At 69.3% G+C, this 18597-nt stretch carries 18 protein-coding genes; 4 read left to right on the plus strand and 14 right to left on the minus strand.

Going from position 1 to position 18597, the window contains the following annotated elements:
- Positions 1 to 39: 39 nt before the first annotated feature.
- The 5 genes from OG568_RS45235 to OG568_RS45255 form a co-directional block, all read right to left on the minus strand.
- A complete protein-coding gene (locus OG568_RS45235; RefSeq protein WP_329535792.1) occupies positions 40 to 1242 on the minus strand; it encodes an NAD(P)-dependent malic enzyme in 1203 nt (400 codons plus the stop codon).
- A gap of 392 nt (positions 1243 to 1634) precedes the next feature.
- A complete protein-coding gene (locus tag OG568_RS45240; RefSeq protein WP_329535793.1) occupies positions 1635 to 2423 on the minus strand; it encodes an enoyl-CoA hydratase/isomerase family protein in 789 nt (262 codons plus the stop codon).
- A 32-nt stretch (positions 2424 to 2455) separates the two neighbouring features.
- Entirely contained in the window at positions 2456 to 3349 is an 894-nt protein-coding gene (locus tag OG568_RS45245; RefSeq protein WP_329535794.1) for an alpha/beta hydrolase, read from the minus strand.
- A 60-nt stretch (positions 3350 to 3409) separates the two neighbouring features.
- Positions 3410 to 4594: an alpha/beta fold hydrolase gene (locus OG568_RS45250; protein WP_329535795.1), complete on the minus strand. Its 1185-nt coding sequence runs from the start codon at positions 4592 to 4594 to the stop codon at positions 3410 to 3412.
- 8 nt (positions 4595 to 4602) lie between these two features.
- Positions 4603 to 5331 carry a flavin reductase family protein gene (locus OG568_RS45255; RefSeq protein WP_266579498.1) on the minus strand — a complete coding sequence of 243 codons (729 nt, stop codon included), beginning with the start codon at positions 5329 to 5331 and terminating at the stop codon, positions 4603 to 4605.
- 250 nt (positions 5332 to 5581) lie between these two features.
- On the opposite strand from OG568_RS45255, the gene OG568_RS45260 reads away from it, so the two are divergent.
- The gene (locus OG568_RS45260; protein ID WP_329536619.1) at positions 5582 to 6250 is read left to right on the plus strand and encodes a 2-dehydropantoate 2-reductase N-terminal domain-containing protein; all 669 of its coding nucleotides are present in this window, start codon (positions 5582 to 5584) and stop codon (positions 6248 to 6250) included.
- Here OG568_RS45260 and OG568_RS45265 read toward each other — a convergent pair.
- Positions 6187 to 7044 carry an MBL fold metallo-hydrolase gene (locus OG568_RS45265; protein WP_329535796.1) on the minus strand — a complete coding sequence of 286 codons (858 nt, stop codon included), beginning with the start codon at positions 7042 to 7044 and terminating at the stop codon, positions 6187 to 6189. The two genes, OG568_RS45260 and OG568_RS45265, sit on opposite strands and share 64 nt — an antisense overlap.
- Before the next feature lie 263 nt (positions 7045 to 7307).
- Here OG568_RS45265 and OG568_RS45270 point away from each other — a divergent pair, with 263 nt between their 5' ends.
- Together OG568_RS45270 and OG568_RS45275 are read left to right on the plus strand one after the other, a co-directional pair.
- Positions 7308 to 8156: an MBL fold metallo-hydrolase gene (locus OG568_RS45270; RefSeq protein WP_329535797.1), complete on the plus strand. Its 849-nt coding sequence runs from the start codon at positions 7308 to 7310 to the stop codon at positions 8154 to 8156.
- 261 nt (positions 8157 to 8417) lie between these two features.
- Positions 8418 to 9023 (plus strand): CGNR zinc finger domain-containing protein, encoded by a 606-nt coding sequence (locus OG568_RS45275; RefSeq protein ID WP_329535798.1) that lies wholly within the window; start codon positions 8418 to 8420, stop codon positions 9021 to 9023.
- A gap of 94 nt (positions 9024 to 9117) precedes the next feature.
- On the opposite strand, the gene OG568_RS45280 is transcribed toward OG568_RS45275, so the two are convergent.
- From OG568_RS45280 to OG568_RS45300, 5 genes are all read right to left on the minus strand, one after another.
- Positions 9118 to 10122 carry a zinc-binding dehydrogenase gene (locus OG568_RS45280; RefSeq protein ID WP_329535799.1) on the minus strand — a complete coding sequence of 335 codons (1005 nt, stop codon included), beginning with the start codon at positions 10120 to 10122 and terminating at the stop codon, positions 9118 to 9120.
- Positions 10123 to 10167: 45 nt separating this feature from the next.
- Positions 10168 to 10785, minus strand: a complete 618-nt coding sequence (locus OG568_RS45285) for an NADPH-dependent F420 reductase (protein ID WP_329372447.1) — start codon at positions 10783 to 10785, stop codon at positions 10168 to 10170.
- Entirely contained in the window at positions 10782 to 10985 is a 204-nt protein-coding gene (locus OG568_RS45290) for a hypothetical protein (protein ID WP_329535800.1), read from the minus strand. The genes OG568_RS45285 and OG568_RS45290 overlap by 4 nt, the downstream gene beginning before the upstream one ends.
- A 444-nt stretch (positions 10986 to 11429) precedes the next feature.
- Positions 11430 to 11987, minus strand: a complete 558-nt coding sequence (locus OG568_RS45295; protein WP_329535801.1) for a hypothetical protein — start codon at positions 11985 to 11987, stop codon at positions 11430 to 11432.
- Positions 11988 to 12353: 366 nt separating this feature from the next.
- A complete protein-coding gene (locus OG568_RS45300) occupies positions 12354 to 13637 on the minus strand; it encodes a phosphatase PAP2 family protein (RefSeq protein ID WP_329535802.1) in 1284 nt (427 codons plus the stop codon).
- Positions 13638 to 14537: 900 nt separating this feature from the next.
- Here OG568_RS45300 and OG568_RS45305 point away from each other — a divergent pair.
- Positions 14538 to 15038: a VOC family protein gene (locus OG568_RS45305; protein WP_266418524.1), complete on the plus strand. Its 501-nt coding sequence runs from the start codon at positions 14538 to 14540 to the stop codon at positions 15036 to 15038.
- Positions 15039 to 15050: 12 nt separating this feature from the next.
- Here OG568_RS45305 and OG568_RS45310 read toward each other — a convergent pair whose 3' ends face one another.
- Genes OG568_RS45310 through OG568_RS45320 form a run of 3 tightly spaced genes read right to left on the minus strand, consistent with a single transcriptional unit; the run spans position 15051 to position 18519 of the window.
- Positions 15051 to 15401: a UBP-type zinc finger domain-containing protein gene (locus OG568_RS45310; protein WP_329372458.1), complete on the minus strand. Its 351-nt coding sequence runs from the start codon at positions 15399 to 15401 to the stop codon at positions 15051 to 15053.
- Complete coding sequence (locus OG568_RS45315) at positions 15398 to 16846, minus strand: ATP-binding protein (RefSeq protein ID WP_329535803.1); 1449 nt, start codon at positions 16844 to 16846, stop codon at positions 15398 to 15400. Before OG568_RS45315 ends, OG568_RS45310 begins: the two co-directional genes overlap by 4 nt.
- Positions 16843 to 18519 carry an FAD-dependent oxidoreductase gene (locus OG568_RS45320; RefSeq protein ID WP_329535804.1) on the minus strand — a complete coding sequence of 559 codons (1677 nt, stop codon included), beginning with the start codon at positions 18517 to 18519 and terminating at the stop codon, positions 16843 to 16845. The genes OG568_RS45315 and OG568_RS45320 overlap by 4 nt, the downstream gene beginning before the upstream one ends.
- Positions 18520 to 18597 lie beyond the last annotated feature (78 nt).

Genomic DNA, 18597 nt, shown 5'->3' on the forward strand with positions numbered 1-18597 from the left:
CGACGACCGTGGGACCGTTCGGGGTGACCGCTGGGTGGTTCACCGCCGGGTCACTCCCTCGAGCCGGGCGGCGGTGGCGACGGCCTCGGCGACCGCGGGGGCCACTCGTGGGTCGAAGGGGGAAGGGATGATGTGGTCGGGGCGCAGCTCGTCGGCGACCACGGAGGCGAGGGCATCGGCGGCGGCGAGTTTCATGCCGGGGGTGATGCGGCTGGCGCGGACGCGGAGGGCCCCGGGGAAGATGCCGGGGAAGGCGAGAACGTTGTTGATCTGGTTGGGGTAGTCGCTGCGGCCGGTGGCCACGACGGCCGCGTAGCCGCGGGCGATGTCGGGGTGGATTTCCGGGGTGGGATTGGCCATGGCGAAGATGAACGCTCCCTTGGCCATGGTGGCGACGGCGGTTTCGGGGACCGTGCCGCCGGAGACGCCGATGAAGACGTCGGCGTCGGCGAGGGCGTCCTGCAGCGTGCCGGCGAGTCCTGCCCGGTTGGTGTTTTCCGCGAGGTCGCGCTTGACGTCGGTCAGGTCGGTGCGGCCTGGGTGGATGATGCCGGTCCGGTCGGCGACGGCGATGTCCCCGATCCCTGCCTCTGTGAGGATCTTGGCGATGGCGACGCCGGCCGCGCCGGCGCCGGAGATGACCGCGCGCAGGTCGGCGAGGTCGCGGCCGGTGAGCCGGGCGGCGTTGCGCAGGGCGGCGAGGGTGACGATGGCCGTGCCGTGCTGGTCGTCGTGGAAGACGGGGATGTCGAGGCGTTCCTGGAGCCTGCGTTCGATCTCGAAGCACCGGGGGGCGGAGATGTCCTCGAGGTTGATGCCGCCGAAGGAGGGGGCGAGGCGGGCCACTGTTTCCACGATCTCGTCCACGTCGGTGGTGGCCAGTGCGACGGGGACCGCGTCCACGGCGCCGAACTGCTTGAACAGGACCGCTTTGCCCTCCATGACCGGCAGCGAGGCCTGCGGCCCGATGTTGCCCAGGCCGAGCACGGCGGAGCCGTCGGTGACGACGGCGACGGTGTGGGAGGCCCAGGTGTAGTCGTGAACGAGTTCGGGCTGCTCGACGATCGCGGTGCACACCTCGGCGACGCCGGGGGTGTAGGCGAGGGAGAGGTCGTCGCTGTCGCGCAGCGGCACGGTCGATGTGATCGCCATCTTGCCGCGGCGGTGCAGGGCGAAGACCGGCTTGCTGTCCCGGCCGGTGGCTTCGCCGTGCCCGGCTGACGTGGCGCTTTCTGCGTTCATGACTGCTGTTCCTTCGTGCGCGTCGCGCCTGCCTGCCCCGGGCAGACGAACGCGAGGGCTGCGGTGGAGGTCCCTTCCCCCGGCTGGTGCCGTACGGGACGGCGCGGCGCGGTTGCTCGCGGCCGGCCCGTACGGGCAGGCGCCCGCGGCCGCGGGCCGACGTCGTGCGCCGTGGGGCCGGGGGCCTTGCGGCCCGGCTGCGGCCCGGCCCGGCCCGGGCCGTGGCGCGGCCGCGCTGCCGGGCCACGGTGCCGGTCATGGGGGCCGGTCACGGTGGGTGCCGTGCACCCGGCACCCACCACCCATCGGCGGGTGCCGGCGGCAGGGGGGCCTGATGCCTGGGGGAGGGGTCCTGCGGTTTTCTGTGGTGGTGTGGGTGGGCCCGGGGCCGGTCAGTGGCCCTGGAAGTCGACGGCGGGCCGAGGCTGCTTCGCCTTGAAGGCCTTGACGGCGGAGGCGAGGCCCTTCTTGACGTCGTCGGTTTCGAACAGCGGCATGGCGATGTCGAACATCGCCTCGTCCGCGGCGGAGACACCGCCGACGGTCCAGGCGCGCAGCAGGGCCTTGTGCGCGGCGTAGGCACGGGTGGGTCCCTTGGCCACCTTGCGAGCGAAGGCGGTCGCCTCGGCCAGCAGGGTGTCGTCGGCGACGACCCGGTTGACGACACCGGCGTCGGCCATGACCCTGGCGGGCACCTGCTCGGAGGTGAGTGCCCATTCCGCGGCGCGTGCCCGGCCCGCACGCTCGGCGACCCGGTAGATCCCGCCGAGCAGGGTGACGATGCCCAGGGTCTGCTCGGGGTGGCCGAAGCGGGCCGTCTCGCCGGCGAAGATCACGTCGGCGCGGAGCGCGAGTTCCAGACCGCCGCCGAAGCACAGCCCGTGGACGGCGGCGATCACCGGCAGCGGGAGCCGCTCGAGCTGGTTGAAGACCTGCATGTAGCGCTCGAAGAGGGTCCGCAGTTCGCGTACGTCCGTATCCGGCCAGTCGACGATGTCGCCGCCGAAGCTGAAGTCCGGGCCTTCGGCGCGCACCAGCACCGCGCGGGCGTCGCTGTGGCCGATCGCCTCCAGCGCTTCGGCGAGGTCGGTGGCCATCTGTGGGTCGATGCGGTTCTGCGGCGGGTTGGTCAGGACCAGCGTGGCGAGGCCGTCGTCGATGGAGTAGGTCAGATGGGGCATGGTTCGTCCTTGCACTCTGTCGGGGGCGCTCGTCAGGAGAGGTGCCGGTGGAACCAGTCGAGGGCGCCGCTGCTCGCCTGGTCGAACTCGGTGGTGTACGGGTCGAAGTGGCCGCCGGGGATGATCTGCAGCCGCTTGGGCTCCAGGGCCTGCTCGAAGGCCGCGAGCCCCGTGTCGGTGAGGGTCACGGTGTCGTTGTCGGCGATCACCATGAGCAGCGGCGTGGGGGAGACCCGGCTGATCCAGGTCCCCGGCTCGTACATGCGGGCCAGCCGGTTGGAGCGGACCGTGACCTCGTTGCTCCACACGCCCTCCGGTACGGGCTGGAGGTAGAAGTCGATGGCCTCCCGCGTGCGGTAGGAGGCGGGCACGGCCGGGTCGTCGCCGACGACGGCCTGGGTGCGGGGGGCCTCGCCGCGGGCCTGGGCGCGCTCGTCCTCGTCGAAGGCCGCCTCCACCTTCGCGACCGCTTCCGGCGCGATGCGGCGCCGCCCCTGCTCGAAGCCGCTGATGGTCGGCACCTGGGAGACCACGGCGCGCAGCCGCCGGTCGGTGGCGCCCAGCACGATCGCGTGGCCACCGGCGTAGCTGGTGCCCCACAGGCCGATCCGGCCGGCGTCGGTCTCGGGCCGGCTCTCCAGGTAGGAGATGGCGCGGCGCCAGTCGGCGATCTGCCGCCAGGGTTCGATGTCCTGCCGGGGAAGGCCGTCGCTGGCCCCGAAGTTGCGGTGGTCGTGCAGCAGGACGACGAACCCCGCCTCGGCGAAGGCCCGCGCGAAAGGCTCCAGGCCGTGGTCCCTGACCCCGGCGTAGCCGTGGGCCATGGTGATCGCCGGGTGCGGGCCGGGACCGTCCGGCAGGAAGAGCCAGCCGCGCAGCGTGACCCCGCCGTCGGCGTCGAATGCGACATCCTCGCGCTGGACCATGGAACAACCTCCTCGGTGCGACCAGGGCCGGGCCCTGGTCGGAATGACGGAAACGGGGGCTCAGCCCTGGTGGAAGTACTCGGCGTCGAGTACGCCCGCAAGCCTGCGGCCCAGTTCGGCGGAGAACCGGTGGACGGCGCCGAGCGGCCGGTGGTGGATGGCGGCCCGGACGATCTGTCCGTCCGCGTCCTTCGTCAGGATCGTCACGCCGTCGATCTGTGTGCCGCCGAACGCGGTGGCGTGCCACTCCAGGTAGGAGCGCTCCCCGTTGACGGTCTGCTGGGTGAAGACGAGAGAGTCGTAGATCGTGCTCGCCGCGGCCATCACGTTCTTGACCTGGTCGCGGCCCTCGACCGGGCGGGTGAGGATGCTCGCCTCCAGCGTCACGCCGGCGGCGAACGCGTCGCTGAACGCGTTGGCCGACTTCTCCTCGAAGGCGTTGGTCCAGTCCGACGCGCGCACGACGGGCAGCACACCGGCCAGGAAGCGGTCGAGGTGGCCTGCGACGGTGGCCGGCTGCTCCAGGTGGGCCCAGTGCCCGGCCCGGCCGACCGTGACCGTCTGGGGCGCGGCGAACCGAGGTGCTACTCCCTGGGCGACCAGCTCGGCGGTGACGAAGCCGTCGTCCTCGCCGCGCACGATGAGTACGGGGCCGGTGTACCGGCTGGGCCGCTCGCCCGCCGGGTGCCCGTTGTTCCAGCAGTCGGCGGCCTCCCGTACGGTCTCGGGACGGATCCGAGTGCCGCTCACCACCAGCCGGTCGAGCTCAGCCTCCGCCAGCGCGGCCGACAGTTGCGTCCTGACCGCGCGCTGGGCGTCGCCGTCGCCGCCCAGGGAACGGAAGGTGTCCATCACCTCGTCGGGCTGCCGGGTGCCGGCCAGCGGGATCGGGGTGACCAGGACCAGGCCGAGAGCCCGGTCGGGGTGCCGCGCCGCCACCAGCTCGGCCACCGCCGATCCCATGCTCTGCCCGACGATCACGAAGGGCTTGCCGAGGGCCTCGGCCACGGCGCCCACCTCGTCGGCGAACCGGTCGTAGGTGAACGGCCCGCTCGCCTGCGTGCGGTCCCCGCTCCCGGCCAGGTCGAGGGTGACGCATTCGACGCCGGGGGTGGTGAGTTCGCCGATCAGGCCGTCCCAGACGTACTGGTCGTCCAGGAAGCCGTGGACGAACACCACGGCGAAGTCTCCCTCGCCCTGCCGCCGGAACCGCACATCGCTCGTTCCGATCCGCTCTGTCCTCATTGCTGTGCTCACTTTCCGGGAGCGACCCTGACCTCGCCCGAGGGGGACCATTCCTTGGTGTTGATCGGGGACCAGTCGGCGGGCCGTCCGTCCAGGCGCTGCATCCGCTGGTCGTGCCGGGCTTCGAGCAGTTCCTTGTCCAGGGGCGTGGTGAAGACGTTCTCGACCAGGGTGTACTCGGCGGCCAGGCGTCCCACGGCCGGGAGGGCGGCGGTGTCGATCCGGCCCCGCTCCAGGTAGAGGTCGTCCCGGACGTGGAAGCGCACCACCCGGCCCCACACCACGTGGTCGACCATGTCGTCCCCGACGGGGATGATCCGGTCGACGACGCACTCGAAGGAGATCGGCGCATCCTTGACCCGGGGTGCGCGCACCACCTCGGACGGCTCCTTGTCCAGGCCGAGCGCCTCGAACTCGTCCACGTCCGGCTCGAACCCGAACGCCGAACCGTGCATGGCGTCCGCCTGTGGCAGCGTCACCAGGTTGGTGACGAACTCGCCGGTGTCACGGATGTTGATGAAGGTGTCCTTCAGCGTGACGCCGTCCGACTTCGGCTGCAGCGTGATCGAGACCATGGGCGGCTTCCTGCCGACGGCGGTGAAGAAGGAGATGGGCGCGAGGTTGGCCACACCCTCGGTCGACACCGTGCTGACCCAGGCCAGGGCGCGCGGGATGATGCTTCCGATCAGCAGTTTGTACGCGTGGGTGGCGTCGAGTTCCGCTGCGTCAATGATCATCGTCAGACCTCCATCGGTGGGGACGCGGCATGGGAACAGCGCTGCGCGCCGTACGACCACTGCCGGGAGAACGGCTCATGGGTGGCGCCGGAGAGGGGTGCCGCACCTCAAGCTCCCGTTAGAAATAAGCGTATGCCTATTGGCTATGTCGCGCAAGTCGGACATTACGGCACCTCTCTGCCGCGATGGGGGTCTGTAAGAACATAGCCGTACCGTGTTTGCCTCTGGCGAAAGTGTGGCGGCGCCCGCTGTGGCGACGCCCTGCGAGGAGTTGGCGGCCCCCTATGACGTCGTCCTGCTGGCGGTCAAGGCCACCGGGCTCGAGCGGGCCGTCGACGACATGGCGGCCGCGGTCGGTCCGCACTCCCTCGTCGTCCCCCTCCTCAACGGGGTCCGGCACGTCGATGTCCTGGCCGCACGCTTCGGCGACCAGGCCGTCCCGGGCGGTGTGTCGAAGGTGGCGACCACACTCGACGCCCAAGGGGACATCGTCCGCCTCGCCCCGTGCCGAGACCGAGCACATCTACGGAGACCTGGTCCTGCGCGCCCACCGGCTCGGGCTCACCGTTCCGCTGCTCGATCTGGTCGCCATGTATCTGCGCCTGCACCAGAACCGCATCGAGGGTGCCCGTCTCACCTGAGCCGTGCCCTGCCCTCGAGGTGTGCCCTGCTCTCGAACCCCCGAGGTCGTTCCGGTACGCCCGCAGCCGCACACCCCGAAGTCGAGGGGGAGACGGGCCGTCGACAACGTGAGTGCACCCGGGTCGTCGGCGACCGCATCCAGGATCGTCGGGTCCTCGGACGTCGCCACGGGCGCCCATGGCGCCGCACTGTCGCCACGACGGCTGCTCCCGGTCACTTTCCCAGGAGCCCGACCGCTCCGTACCACACCGGACCCGGGTTGAGCAGATCCGGGTAGAGCCCTGTCATCCCGTCGAAGAACTCGCGGGCGGTCGGGTGTTCGTCGAGCAGTCGGATGGCGTCCAGCAGGTACTGCCGGGTCCGGTCGAGAATGGCGGGGTCGTCCGGCAGGTCTTTGTTCTTGTGGCCGGCCACGACCGAGCGCGGCTCGAGCGCGGCGACGCGATCGATGGCCGCAAGCCATTTCTGCAGGCCGCCATCGCCGCCTTCGAGGATGTACTGGTGCACCCCGTTGTAGGCGACGTCGCCGGCGACTACGAGACCGATGGACGGTACGTGCAGAACGGACGTCTGGTCGGTGTCCGTGTGCCCGACCTCGACGGCCTGGACGAGGTTGCGCTCCAGTTGGAAGCCGTCGGCGGGAATGGGCTGGGCCAGAACCGGGCTGTCGGGGATCAGGCCGGGAAAGCGTTTGTCCCACATCTGTTCACGCCCGTCGGTGGCCTGCTGGCGCATGATCTCGATGGTGCCGCGGGTCGCGTAGACGGTGACGCCGTGGAATCGCTTCACGAGTTCCGCGGTGCCGAACCAGTGATCGCCGTGCCCGTGGGTGGAGTAGATGTGGGTCAGGCGCCTGCCGGACCGCTCGACCCAGTCACCGACCTGTTCGATCTGGTCACGGGTGAAAGGCGGATCGACCAGGACGGCGTCCTCTTCCCCGAAGATCAGCGTCGAGGTCAGCGGTGAGGAGACGAGCCCGTCGCCGTTCGGCAGACGTTCCTCGCCGGCCCGGGGTGTGCCGTCCGAGACGAAGGTCTCGTACGTCAGAGAGCTGGGCGCGGATGCGGTCATGATGACTCCTTCCTGAGGGGCGACGTGCGGCCCGCGCGGTCGTCCGGTCACGTACCTGCGGCGGCGGACCGCTTGCGCAGTGGAATTCAATGCCTGCACAGCGACGACCCAAGTGACATAATCATACGCAGATTGACTCTGTCATTGAGTCGAGTTACTTTCGGCTGGAGAAGTACGACAGGCCAGGCAGCATTCACAGGTACCGACATGTCTGATCGGTTACATCTCTGTTGTCGCTGCCTCTGAGTCCCAAGGAAGCGATCATGCCCGGAGCGCACCTGAGTTGGAGTGTCCACGTAGCGCCGTCGATCCCCACCGAGATCGCGGACCTGCCGCCGGACGTCCCCCGGCGCATGTGGTCGCCCATCACGGCCACACTGATCACGGGCGAGCGCGACGCGGTGCTGGTCGACGCGCTGATGACCGCCGAGCAGGCCGACCGGCTGGCCGACTGGGTCGCGGCGAGCGGCATGAACCTCACCACGGTCTACGTGACCCACGGGCACGGTGACCACTGGTTCGGGCTGGGCACCCTTCTTGAGCGCTTCCCGGGGGCGCGCGCAGTGGCGACGCCGGCGGTGGTCGAGCAGATGAAGAAGCAGATGGCGCCGGAGTTCGTCGCGTCGTTCTGGGACAAGCGCTTCCCCGGCCAGATCCCGGACAGGCTCGTGGCCGCGGAGCCGCTGGCCGGTGATCGGCTGGAGCTGGAGGGTCACGACCTCGTCGTCGTCGGACTCGGGCACACGGACACCGATGACACCACCTGTCTGCATGTGCCGTCGATCGGCTTGGTCGTGGCCGGAGACGCCGTCTACAACGATGTGCACCTCTATCTCGCCGAATCGCCCGCGGAGGGTCGCCGAGCCTGGCTGGACGCGCTCGACACCATCGCCGCGCTGGAGCCGGAAGCGGTGGTCGCGGGACACAAGAACCCCGACCGTCCTGATGACCCGAAGGCAATCGCCGAGACCCGGCGCTATATCCACGACTTCGAGGCGGTCGCAGAGCGCACCACGACCACGCTCGACCTTTACCGAGGCATGTTGGAACTGCATCCCGGCCGGGTCAACCGGGGCGCACTGTGGGGCTCGGCGCGGTCCGCCAAGGGCTGAGCGGCCGGGCCTGGCCGCCCGGTCCCGCAGCGGTCGGGGCGCCCGGGGCGAGCAGGCGTCACTGAGTGCATATCCGACGTCCAGATGCTTCTGTTCGCGACTCGCCCAAGCGGCGCGGCCCGCATGGGCGAACCGGCCGGACGCTACCTGGAACTTCGGGAAGCCGGCACTCGTCATGTGGAGAGTTACACTTCCAAACGTAATAAGTGAATAGGCTACGGGCATGTTGCCGTAGCTGCCGTCATCGAAAGAGGTCCGCGAATGTCCTGGACTGCGACAGCCCGATACGGCCTGGAGCCCGCCCCGGGCGGGCTTGCCTTCGTGCAGGACCTGCTCAACACACTGTCCGCCGGAAAGCCCCGGGAGCCCGACCTTCTGGAGACCGTTGAGGGCGCCCGTGCCTGGCTTGACCAGGCATTGAAGAGCTGGAGTAGCGCGACCCACCGGCCCGCACCCGGCATCGAACTGACAGCCGAGGACCTGCAGGGCCTCCGCGACTTCCGTCATGACCTGGGACAGAGCCTCCACGCGCAGCCCGGTGACCCGGCGGCGGAGCCCGGCCCGGCGGCTTCGCTGATGACCTTGCCCACCGGTCTGCGGCTCGACGAAAACGGGGCCATCTACGCTGAGCCCCGCGGCACGGGATGGCGGCAGGCGGCGTCGCTCGCGCTCATCGAGGCCTACGAGGCGCAGTGCACCGATACGCTGCGCCGCCTGAAGTCTTGCCGAAACACGCGCTGCCTGACTGCCTTCTACGACCGCTCCCGCAACAACAGTGGCGTCTGGCACGACGTCCACGTCTGCGGCAACGCGGCCAACCTGCGCAACTATCGTGCGCGCAAGCGGGCCGGCGCCGACCAGGCCTGACAGTCGACTGCCCGGCGCGGTCCGCGCCGTTGTGCCTCGGTTGTCGGCACGTGTCGTTTGTCGCACGATCTTGCCGTCCGGGTAGGGGCAGCCATCAAGGGCGGATGAGGACGGAGCCGATCTTGCCGGGCCGTACCGCGTGCTCCACGGCATCGGCCAGCTCGCCGAGGGGGTACGTGGCGGCCACGTCGAACTGGTCCTTGAGCGTCAGCGCGATCTGCGTCGCGGCAGCCACGTCGGATGCCCGCCTCTCGGGGGAGGCCTCGTACAGCCACCGGCCCAGGGTCGCGCCGCGCAGCGTCAGTGACTTGTGCAGCAGCGTCGACGCGTGCACCGAGATCGGCTCCTCGGCGAGCTCCCCGTAGCTGACCAGTTTCCCGCCCGGCGCCAACAGGTCCAGAAGGCCTTCAGTCAGCTTCCCGCCGACCGGGTCGAAGGCCACACTGACCGGGCGGCCGCCGGCTGCCCTGCGGACCTCGTCGGTCCAGCCTGCATGTTCTGTCGCCACGACCGGGACGTCCGGGAACCGTTTGCGCAGCTCGGCGGCGCCGCGCTCGCTGCGGACGACGTTGACCAGGCCCATGTTGTGGAACTGGCACACACCCGTGACCAGCCGCCCGACCGACGAGCCCGCGGCCGTCTGCACCAGAACACCGTCGTATCCGAAGGCCAGGTGCTCCTGCGCCTGCCGCCGCAGCATCACCGCGGTGAGCGGGTTCACCAGCATCTGCGCGGCGACCTCGTCCGGCAGCTCGTCCGGCACGGGGACGATCATCTCGGCGTCCGCCAGGATCCACTGCGACCATCCCCCCGGCAGGGGAAAGACCGCTACGCGGCCGCCGACCTCGACGCCCGCTGCCCCGTGCGTACCCGGGCCGATGGCCTCCACCACGCCGGTCGCTTCCGCGCCCACCGGAACCGGCTCCGCAGCCGTCCCGGGGTAGGACTCGACGGCGAGGAGATCACCACGGTGCACCGGGAAGGCCATGGTGCGGATGAGGACCTGACCGCGCACAGGTGCTTCCGGCTCGGGCTCCTCGATGACGGTCAGGACGTCGGCGGGTGACCCGCCACGGGTGTGGACGACACGACGGTTCATGATTGTCCTCCTCCTGCGCGCTGGTGTGTGGGCTTGACCGGTGCGTCAGCCGACGTCCTGGAGCAGCAGGTGCTTTCCGCTGAGTGCACCGTCCAGCTGCATCAGCCGGCCGCCCTCCCGTAGACCGCCAAGGTCCAGGACGGCGAATCCGAATGTGTCCAGCAAGTCGGCCACCACGGCCTTCGCATCGGCGTCATCACCCGCGTAGAAGGCCACTTGTCGTCCTTCGGCATGCCGGGGGTCAGCGGCGATGAACGGGGCGAACAAGGTGTTGAGAGCCTTCACGACCCGAGCGCCGGGAAGGTGCTGGGCGACCCACTCGCTGCCCGTGAGGTCACCGACGTCGTACCGGCCCCGCCAGGGGTTGGCCGCCGCGAACTGATTCGTCGTGTCGACGACGATCTTCCCGGCCCAGGAGGTGAGGCCGGTCAGTTCCGGCACGGCGAAGAACGGCACCGAGAGGAAAACGACCTCGGGCTTCACCGCCTCCTCGGCCGTGGCCGCGTGGGCCAGTGGCCCCAGCCTCTCCACGAGGGCGTCCAAAGTCTTCGGGCCCCGGCTGTTGCCTATGACCACCTCATGGCCGTGGCGGACGGCCTTGTCGGCGACCGCCTGTCCCACCTCTCCTGCGCCGAGTACGCCAATGGTGCTGTGTGTGATCATGTGCTGTTCCTTGATCGTGAGCGAAGACCGTCCGGGCTGTCGCCGTAGCCCTGGGCGAGCAGCAGGTCGTGGTGGTCCAGTGGGGCGTACTCGACCTGGACCCGCGCCTGGCCTGCGGCGGGAGCCCCCGGCTCGGGAACGTCGACGACCTTCAGACTCTGCTCAGGCTCCCCGAACCGGGTGAGGTGAATCGCGAGCATCTGGCTTGTCTCCTTGGGTGTCGCCGACGACGCGCAGGGCGGGCGACTTCCTTGGCTTCCATGTCCCGCGGCCCTGCCTCCGGAGGCCCTCGGATGCGGTCGACTCACCGCTGCCGAAGCGCAGCCTGTACTCAGGCTGCCACCCCCGCTGCGGTCCCACATCACGTGCAGTTCGTGGTGGTCCTCGGCGCACGACTACGTGATCGCTGGAGACCAGACGGGTGAGAACACCAGGAGGTCGTCGCGTCATCACCAGGTTGATCCGGTGAAGGGTGCGCCGCAGGCCGACGTGTGGTCGGTCGAGGTCCGACGGCCGGTCGACGGACGCCGCACTACTGGCGGGCACCCGGGAGTGTGTGCCCGAAACCTGGCAGGAGGCGTTCGTCGGCCACTGTCCAATTCAGGTACCAGTAGGAAGGACGACCTCCGGATTTGCTGTCAGCCTCATGGCGAACCGCGCCTTCGGCACCCGTGGGTGGCCCTCCAGCGGGGGGCGTCGTCGTCGGGCCGATCGGGGCCGGCGAAGTGGAACGGCACGTCGAACCGCTCGGCCAGGGCACGACCGACCGTCTCCGCTTCCTGCGCTTCGGGCCATGGCGGGACTTCGCCGTTGAACAGTCGCAGATCACTGCCGTGCCGGATGGTGGCGAGCCGGTGCTCGGCAGCCGGGACGTCTGTGAGCGCCATCAGGTCCACGCACCAGCCCTCGGTGTCACCGTCCCACAGTGCCTCGATGGCCACCGTCCGGCCGGGCAACGCCTGGATCTTCTCCGTGAGCGTCACCAGGTTCAGCGGCGGGGTCGGATATCCCTCGAACCGTCGGCCCAGCTCCCCGTAGCGCTCTGCCACCACATCGAGCGTTTCATACAGGCCCGGCCTGGATTCGGCTCGGAACGCCTCACGCACGCGGGCGACTGCCGCGATCCGGTGGTCCCGCTGGATCAGACCGTCCACAGCGGAGCGTTCGGCGGCCGACAGCGAGGCCCGGATCGGGGAGTCCATGACCGTATTCAAGCCGTATCGTCTACGCGCCCCAACTCGGGTCGCCCTAGGACCTGTCCGTGTTTGAGGAGTGTTTGAGGTCCTGGTCTCTGACGTGTCGTCGGCGGAGTGGTTGGGTGTATGTGCCGGGGAGGACGGATCAGATCGACAGTGGCCGCGCCGGGCTCCGCGCGACAGACATCGGGCAGTCCGGCCAACAACTGGCCGTCGGTACCGGATTCGACGGCGAGGACACGGCCTCTACATGACGCCCGGATCGGGAATCGCCGGACATGGGCGCCGCCTTCGGCTGATTCTGTGCTCCGACCAAGGACGCACTGACCAGCACGAAGACCGCGCGGCGACGAGCAGTTCGAGCAATGTGACTCAGACCAGTTCGGGCTGCGGTGTCGGTTGCCGTGTTGGTGCGGCCTTCGGATCCCACAGCCTGGTGGTCCGCACGTAGAGGTGGATCACCGAGGTCATCGCCAGAATGAGAAGTGGTCCAAACACCCACGCATGTTCGGCCATCTCCATCGGCAGATAGCGATAGGACAGCAAGAGTGCGGCGAAGACCGTTGCACTGTAGGTGACCAGTTGGATTCCTGACCTGTCCCAGCCACGGTCGAGCGAGCGCAGCGCTGACTCTATCGTGAGCGTGAACACCACGCCGGCGATGATATCCGCGCCGTAGTGGTAGCCGAATCCCAGTGTTGCGCCGAGCGTGGCTATCAGCCAGAACGCACCTGCGCATCGCAGAATTCGTGGGCCCCTGCGGGAGTGAATGAAGATCGCGGTAGCCCACGCTGTGTGCAGGCTCGGCATGCAGTTGCGTGGGGTGATCTCGTCGAACGGCATGTGGTGCGGGGTGATGATCGGCGGCGCCGTGTTCGGCCATATGTTGCTCACCGCCCAGTGCCCGCCGTCAGCGCCGTAGGCGAAGACCGGGCCGACCACCGGGAAGATCATGTAGATGCCCGGCCCGAGGAGGCCGATGACCAGAAAGGTGCGCACCAGATGATGGCGCGGGAAGCGGCGCTCGACCGCCACGTCACGTAGCTGGTACATCGCGACGATGACCGCGGCCATCGCCAGCTGAACGTAGACGTAGTCGAGGACATGGGCGCCGATCGGGCCGGTGGCCGCGACCATCCGGCCCACCACCCACGAGGGGTTGCCCAGCGCGTGATCGGCGGTCGCCACGTACTGGTCGAGCACGGCCGGGCGGGTCTTCGACGTGATGAGTAGCCAGGCGTCGCCGGTCTTGCGGCCGGTCACCAGCAGCAGGCCCAGCCCGACAGCCTTGAGCAGCAGAACACGTTCCCGGCCTGTGCGGCGCGTGACAGCGATGACGCCATAGCCCAAAATCACCCACAACGCGCCGTTCCCGAAGGGGTGGCCGGTGGTCACCTCGGCGTCGACCGACCACCGCACCAGAAAGATGGCGACGTCGATACCGATCGCGACCCCAGCTGCGATGAACCGTTGCCGCCAGGTGAGCACCACCATCATCAACGCCATACCGGCGTACAGCAGGAAACCCGATTTGGGGGCGAATATCACCTCTCGTGCCTGGTTGGTGATCGGCCCCGGTAGGCCGTAGCGACGCGCGGCGATCTCCAGTGCGATGAGGAATCCGAGGGTCGCCACACCTGCCGCGGTCCACAGCATCGCCCGTGGTTGACGCCACGCGGCGAACGTATTTCTCCAGTTTATTCGCGAAAACACCCGCGATGCTCTAGGTATCAAGTGTTTGGCCGATTTGTTAGATGTTGGTTGAATAGGTCACCCTTTATGCCGGATAGCACGGTTTTCCGGTGAAGGGCGGGCGATCAGGGCACTCGTTGTGAGTTCGAGCATGCTATCGGAGCGGTGATGGTGGGCTTCGCTGGTCAAGGGTGGTCCGAAGGGCGGCCGATCCTGCGCTCGATGGCGGGCATCGAGGGCGTCACCGGACTACCCAATGGCTCTCAGTGGCGATCAGTGGCTCTCAAGTGTGTGTGCTCATCGGGACGGTGCTGGCGAAGAAGGCGCGCGCGAGGACGCGGTCCGCCGCGTCGCACGCCTTCCGGCCGACGGCCAGGGCCTCCTCGTATCGGCTCAAGACCCGTAATCCGGAGGTGAGTTCGCCCAGCACGCGCGCCCGCACCAGGGGGACGCCGCACCGACGCCCGCTCCCGGCGCGTGGGCGCTGGACGGCGGTACGCCGCCACGCGCATCCCGGTCCACGCCAGCGCCTCGTCCAGTCGGTCCAGGCCGAACCGTGCCTGTGTCCGCGGATGCGGCAGGGACGCCCGCCGCGCCGGTGACCGCCGTACGTCCGGCACGGCCGGCGCCGTCTCCGCCCAGGCCGGCCGATTCCTCGGTAACGGCGGCAGTGCGCGCACCAACCCCATCCGTTCCGCCCCCTCTTGGACCGTCAACCAACCGTGACCGCCACCGGCCGGAGTCTGATCGAACCGGGCCCGCTCACCGACGAGCCGCGACCCCGACGACGCCGAACGGTGGCCCACGCACGGCCGAGAGGTCTAGAGTGGGAACAAAGTGGTTGAATGGCGGACGGAGTATCCCATGAGTGCACCTGAGCCCCTGGACCTCGCGGCGATCGAGGCGGAACGTACGCGCATCCGCGACACGCATCTGGCCTCGGACCGGCCGGCCAGTTCGGCGCGCGGAGTGCACCACGTGGCGCTGCTCTCCGCGGACGTCGAGCGGACCGTCCGCTTCTACCAGGGCATCCTGGAGTTCCCGCTCACCGAGGTGATCGAGAACCGCGACTACAAGGGTTCCACCCACTTCTTCTTCGACGTCGGCAACGGCAATCTGCTGGCCTTCTTCGACTTTCCCGGCCTCGACCTCGGCCCCTACGCCGAGGTGCTCGGCGGACTGCACCACCTGGCCATCTCGGTCGACCCCACCACCTGGCAACGGCTGCGCGAACGGCTCGGCGCCGCCGGGGTCGACTACGAGGAGGAGAGCGGTACTTCGCTCTACTTCCGTGATCCCGACGGCGCCCGCGTCGAACTCCTCGCCGAGTCGCTCGGCGAGATGTACGGCAACTCCGTGCTCTGACCTCGCGGCAGGTCAGCGCAGCGTTTCCGCCCAGTTCGCCGGTACCCGCCCCGCAGGACCCGGTACCGGCTGGTCCTCGGGGTGGCACACCGGGGGAGCGAGTTCCGGGCCCGACTCGTACATCTCGGACGTGTCGTAGTTCCAGAACCAGGACTCGCCGGGTTCGAAGCTGCGGATGATGGGATGGCCGGTGCTCTGCGCGTGCGCCGTGGCGTGCTTGGCGGGCGAATCGTCGCAACAGCCGATGTGGCCGCACTGCGTACAGCGACGCAGATGGAACCACCAGCCGCCGACAGCGTCGCAGTCCCCGCACCCCGTACCGCTCGGCGGGACGCTCGGGTCGATTCCGGCGGGATGGGTCATGAAGGCTCCTCGGGTATTTCGGTGTCCGCGGCGGTCAGGGGAAGGCGGACCAGGAAGCGAGTGTCGCCCGGGACGGACTGCACCTGAAGACTCCCGTGGTGCTTGTTGACGACGATCCGCCACGAGATGTCCAGACCGAGCCCGGTGCCCTCACCCACCGGCTTGGTGGTGAAGAACGGGTCGAAGATGCGGTCGCGGATCTCGGGCGGTACCCCGGGACCGGTGTCGCGGAACTCGACGAGCAGATCGTCGTGGTCGAGCGCGGTGCGCACGGTCAGGGTCCCCTCGCCGTCCATCGCCGAGACGGCGTTGTCGATGAGGTTCGTCCACACCTGGTTCAACTCGCCCGGATATGCGGGGATCTTGGGCAGCGTACGGTCGAACTCCTTGACGAGCTTGACGCCGGAGCCGATCTTCCCGGAGAGCATCATCAGCGTGCTGCCCAGCAGTTCGTGGACGTCGACGACCTGATAGGGCGCCCGGTCCAGCTGCGAGTACTGCTTGGCCGCCTCCACGAGGTGCGAGATACGGGTCGTGGAGTCCTCGATCTCGTTCATGAGGAGCTCGGTCTCCACGGTGTAGTTCAGCCAGTGGACCGCGCCCTGGAGCGTCTCCTCGTCCACGTCCGCCGCGACCTGGTCCAGCCAGTCCGTGTCGAGCCCCGCCTGCACGAACGTCGGCGCGATCTGCCAGCCGCCCGTGATGTCGTGGTCGTCCATCCAGTCGGCGAGCGCGTCCTCCCGGTCGGAGGCCTCCAGCGGGCTCAGCGGCGTGGCCTTGGCGACCTGCTCGGCGGTCCGCTCCTGGACCTCCATGAGGGTTTCCAGGGTGTCGCGCTCGAACGGGCCCGCGGCGATCGCGCCGAGCTTCCGCCGCATCTTCGCGACCCGCTCACGCAGCGCGGAGGTGGCCCGGACCGCCGCCGCGGCCGGATTGTTGAGCTCGTGGGTCAGCCCGGCCGACAGCGAACCGAGTGCCAGCAGTCGTTCGCGCTGCCCGATGGTCCGCTGGGTGTTCTGGGTGCCGTAGAACAGCCCTTCCAGCAGATGTACGGCCATGGGGAACCAGTCCCGCATGATCGAGGAGAAGGTCTCGGCAGGCAGGATGAAGAACCGGGAGGGCACCGTGACGCGGACGGAGCCCATGTAGCGCGCCCGATCCGGGCCGCCCACATAGGCCTGGGTGGCCCCCGCGTACACCCCGCGCTGGGAGCTGCGCGTGGTCTCCACGTCGTCGCCGCCGACCCGGCGTGACATCACGAGAGTGCCTTCGAGGAGCACGAAGAAGCAGGTGGCCGGCTCGCCCTCGGTGTAGACGGGACCGGGGTCGAACTCCTCGACCCGGCCTTCCCTGCACAGCCGCTCCAGCTGGTCCGTGTCCAGCTTCTCGAAGAGGAACAGCGTGCTGAGCTCCGCCATGTCGCACGGCATCGGCCGCCCGCTCACGACTGCTCCAGATAACGGTGGACGAGCATGACGGCCATGGCTCCCTCTCCGACCGCGGAAGCGACCCGCTTCGCGGACTCGGCACGCGCGTCCCCGGCCACGAACACGCCGGGAATGTTGGTCTCCAGGTGGTAGGGCGGCCGGTCCAGCTCCCAGCCCTTGGGCGGCTGCCCGTCGGGGGTCATGTCCGGCCCCGCCGGGATGAATCCGCGTCCGTCCCGCACCACCGTTCCCTCCAGCCAGTCGGTGAGCGGGGCCGCGCCGATGAACACGAACATCCACTGTGCGTCGACGAGTTCGGTGTGCCCGCTCGTCACGTCCCGCAGGGTGAGCTGCTCCAGATGGTCCGAGCCGTGCGCCGAGTCCACGACCGTGCCGGTCCGCACCGAGATGTTGGGCGCTTCCTCGATCTGCTGGATCAGATAGTGCGACATCGAGGCGGACAACGACGTCCCGCGTACGAGGAGGGTGACCGACTTGGCGCCTCGCGACAGGTACATGGCAGCCTGCCCGGCCGAGTTCGCCCCGCCCACGATGTAGACGTCGTGGCCCTGGCACGCGGCCGCCTCGGTCAGCGCCGAACCGTAGAAGACCCCGCATCCGGTGAGATCCGCCAGGCCGGGCGCCTCCAGCTGCCGGTACGACACACCGGTCGCCAGAATCACCGCGTGCGCGGAGATCGCCGAGCCGTCCGAGAAGCGGATGGTGCGGGACGCTCCGGTGACCTCGAGGCCGGTCACCTCGCGCGCGGTGAGGATCTCGGCGCCGAACTTCGCCGCCTGCCGGCGCGCCCGGTCGGTGAGCTGGCCCCCGGACACCCCGTCCGGGAAGCCGAGGTAGTTCTCGATGCGCGAGCTCTGCCCGGCCTGCCCGCCGGTGGCCGACCGCTCCACGAGCACGGTCCGCAGCCCCTCGGACGCCCCGTAGACGGCCGCTCCGAGTCCGGCCGGACCGCCGCCGATGACGACGAGGTCGTAGAACTCCGACGTCGGCGTCGTGGCCAGCCCGACCTTCGCCGCGAGATCCGGGTCGGCGGGCTCGATCAGTGGCGTGCCGTCCGGTGTGATCACCAGCGGCAGCCGCTCCCCGTCCTGGCCGGCGGCGGACAGCAGCCGCTGCCCTTCCGGCGTGTCGGACGAGTACCAGCGGTACGGCACCTGGTTGCGGGCCAGGAACTCCCGTACGTCCGAGGAGCGCGCCGACCACCGGTGTCCGACCACCTTGCAGGTCGGCACGGGCCGGAAGTCGCTGGTCCGCCAGGCGTCCAGGAGATCGTCGAGGACCGGGTAGAGCTTCTCCTCCGGCGGATCCCACGGCTTGAGCAGATAGTGGTCCAGATCGATCACGTTGATCGCGTCGATCGCCGCGTTCGTGTCCGCGTACGCGGTCAGCAGCACCCGGCGCGCGCCCGGGTACACGTCGAGGGCCTGCTCCAGGAACTCGATGCCGTTCATCTGCGGCATCCGGTAGTCGGCGAGGATCACCGCCACCTGGTCACCCCGCAGCTTCAGCTCCCGGAGCGCGTCGAGCGCGGTCTCCCCGGACTCCGCGCGCACGATCCGGTGCGACTCGCCGTAGCGGCGCCTGAGGTCGCGCGCCACGGCGCGCGACACCCCGGGATCGTCATCCACGGTCAGAATGACGGTCCGCGCTGTACTGGCGGCCTGTGCCATACGTCTCCCACCCCGAGCGGATCAGTGTCGTCCCGGCCGATGCGTACGCCGCACGGCCGGTACACGCTCAATCGTAAG

This window comes from Streptomyces sp. NBC_01450, assembly GCF_036227505.1.
Taxonomy (GTDB): domain Bacteria; phylum Actinomycetota; class Actinomycetes; order Streptomycetales; family Streptomycetaceae; genus Streptomyces.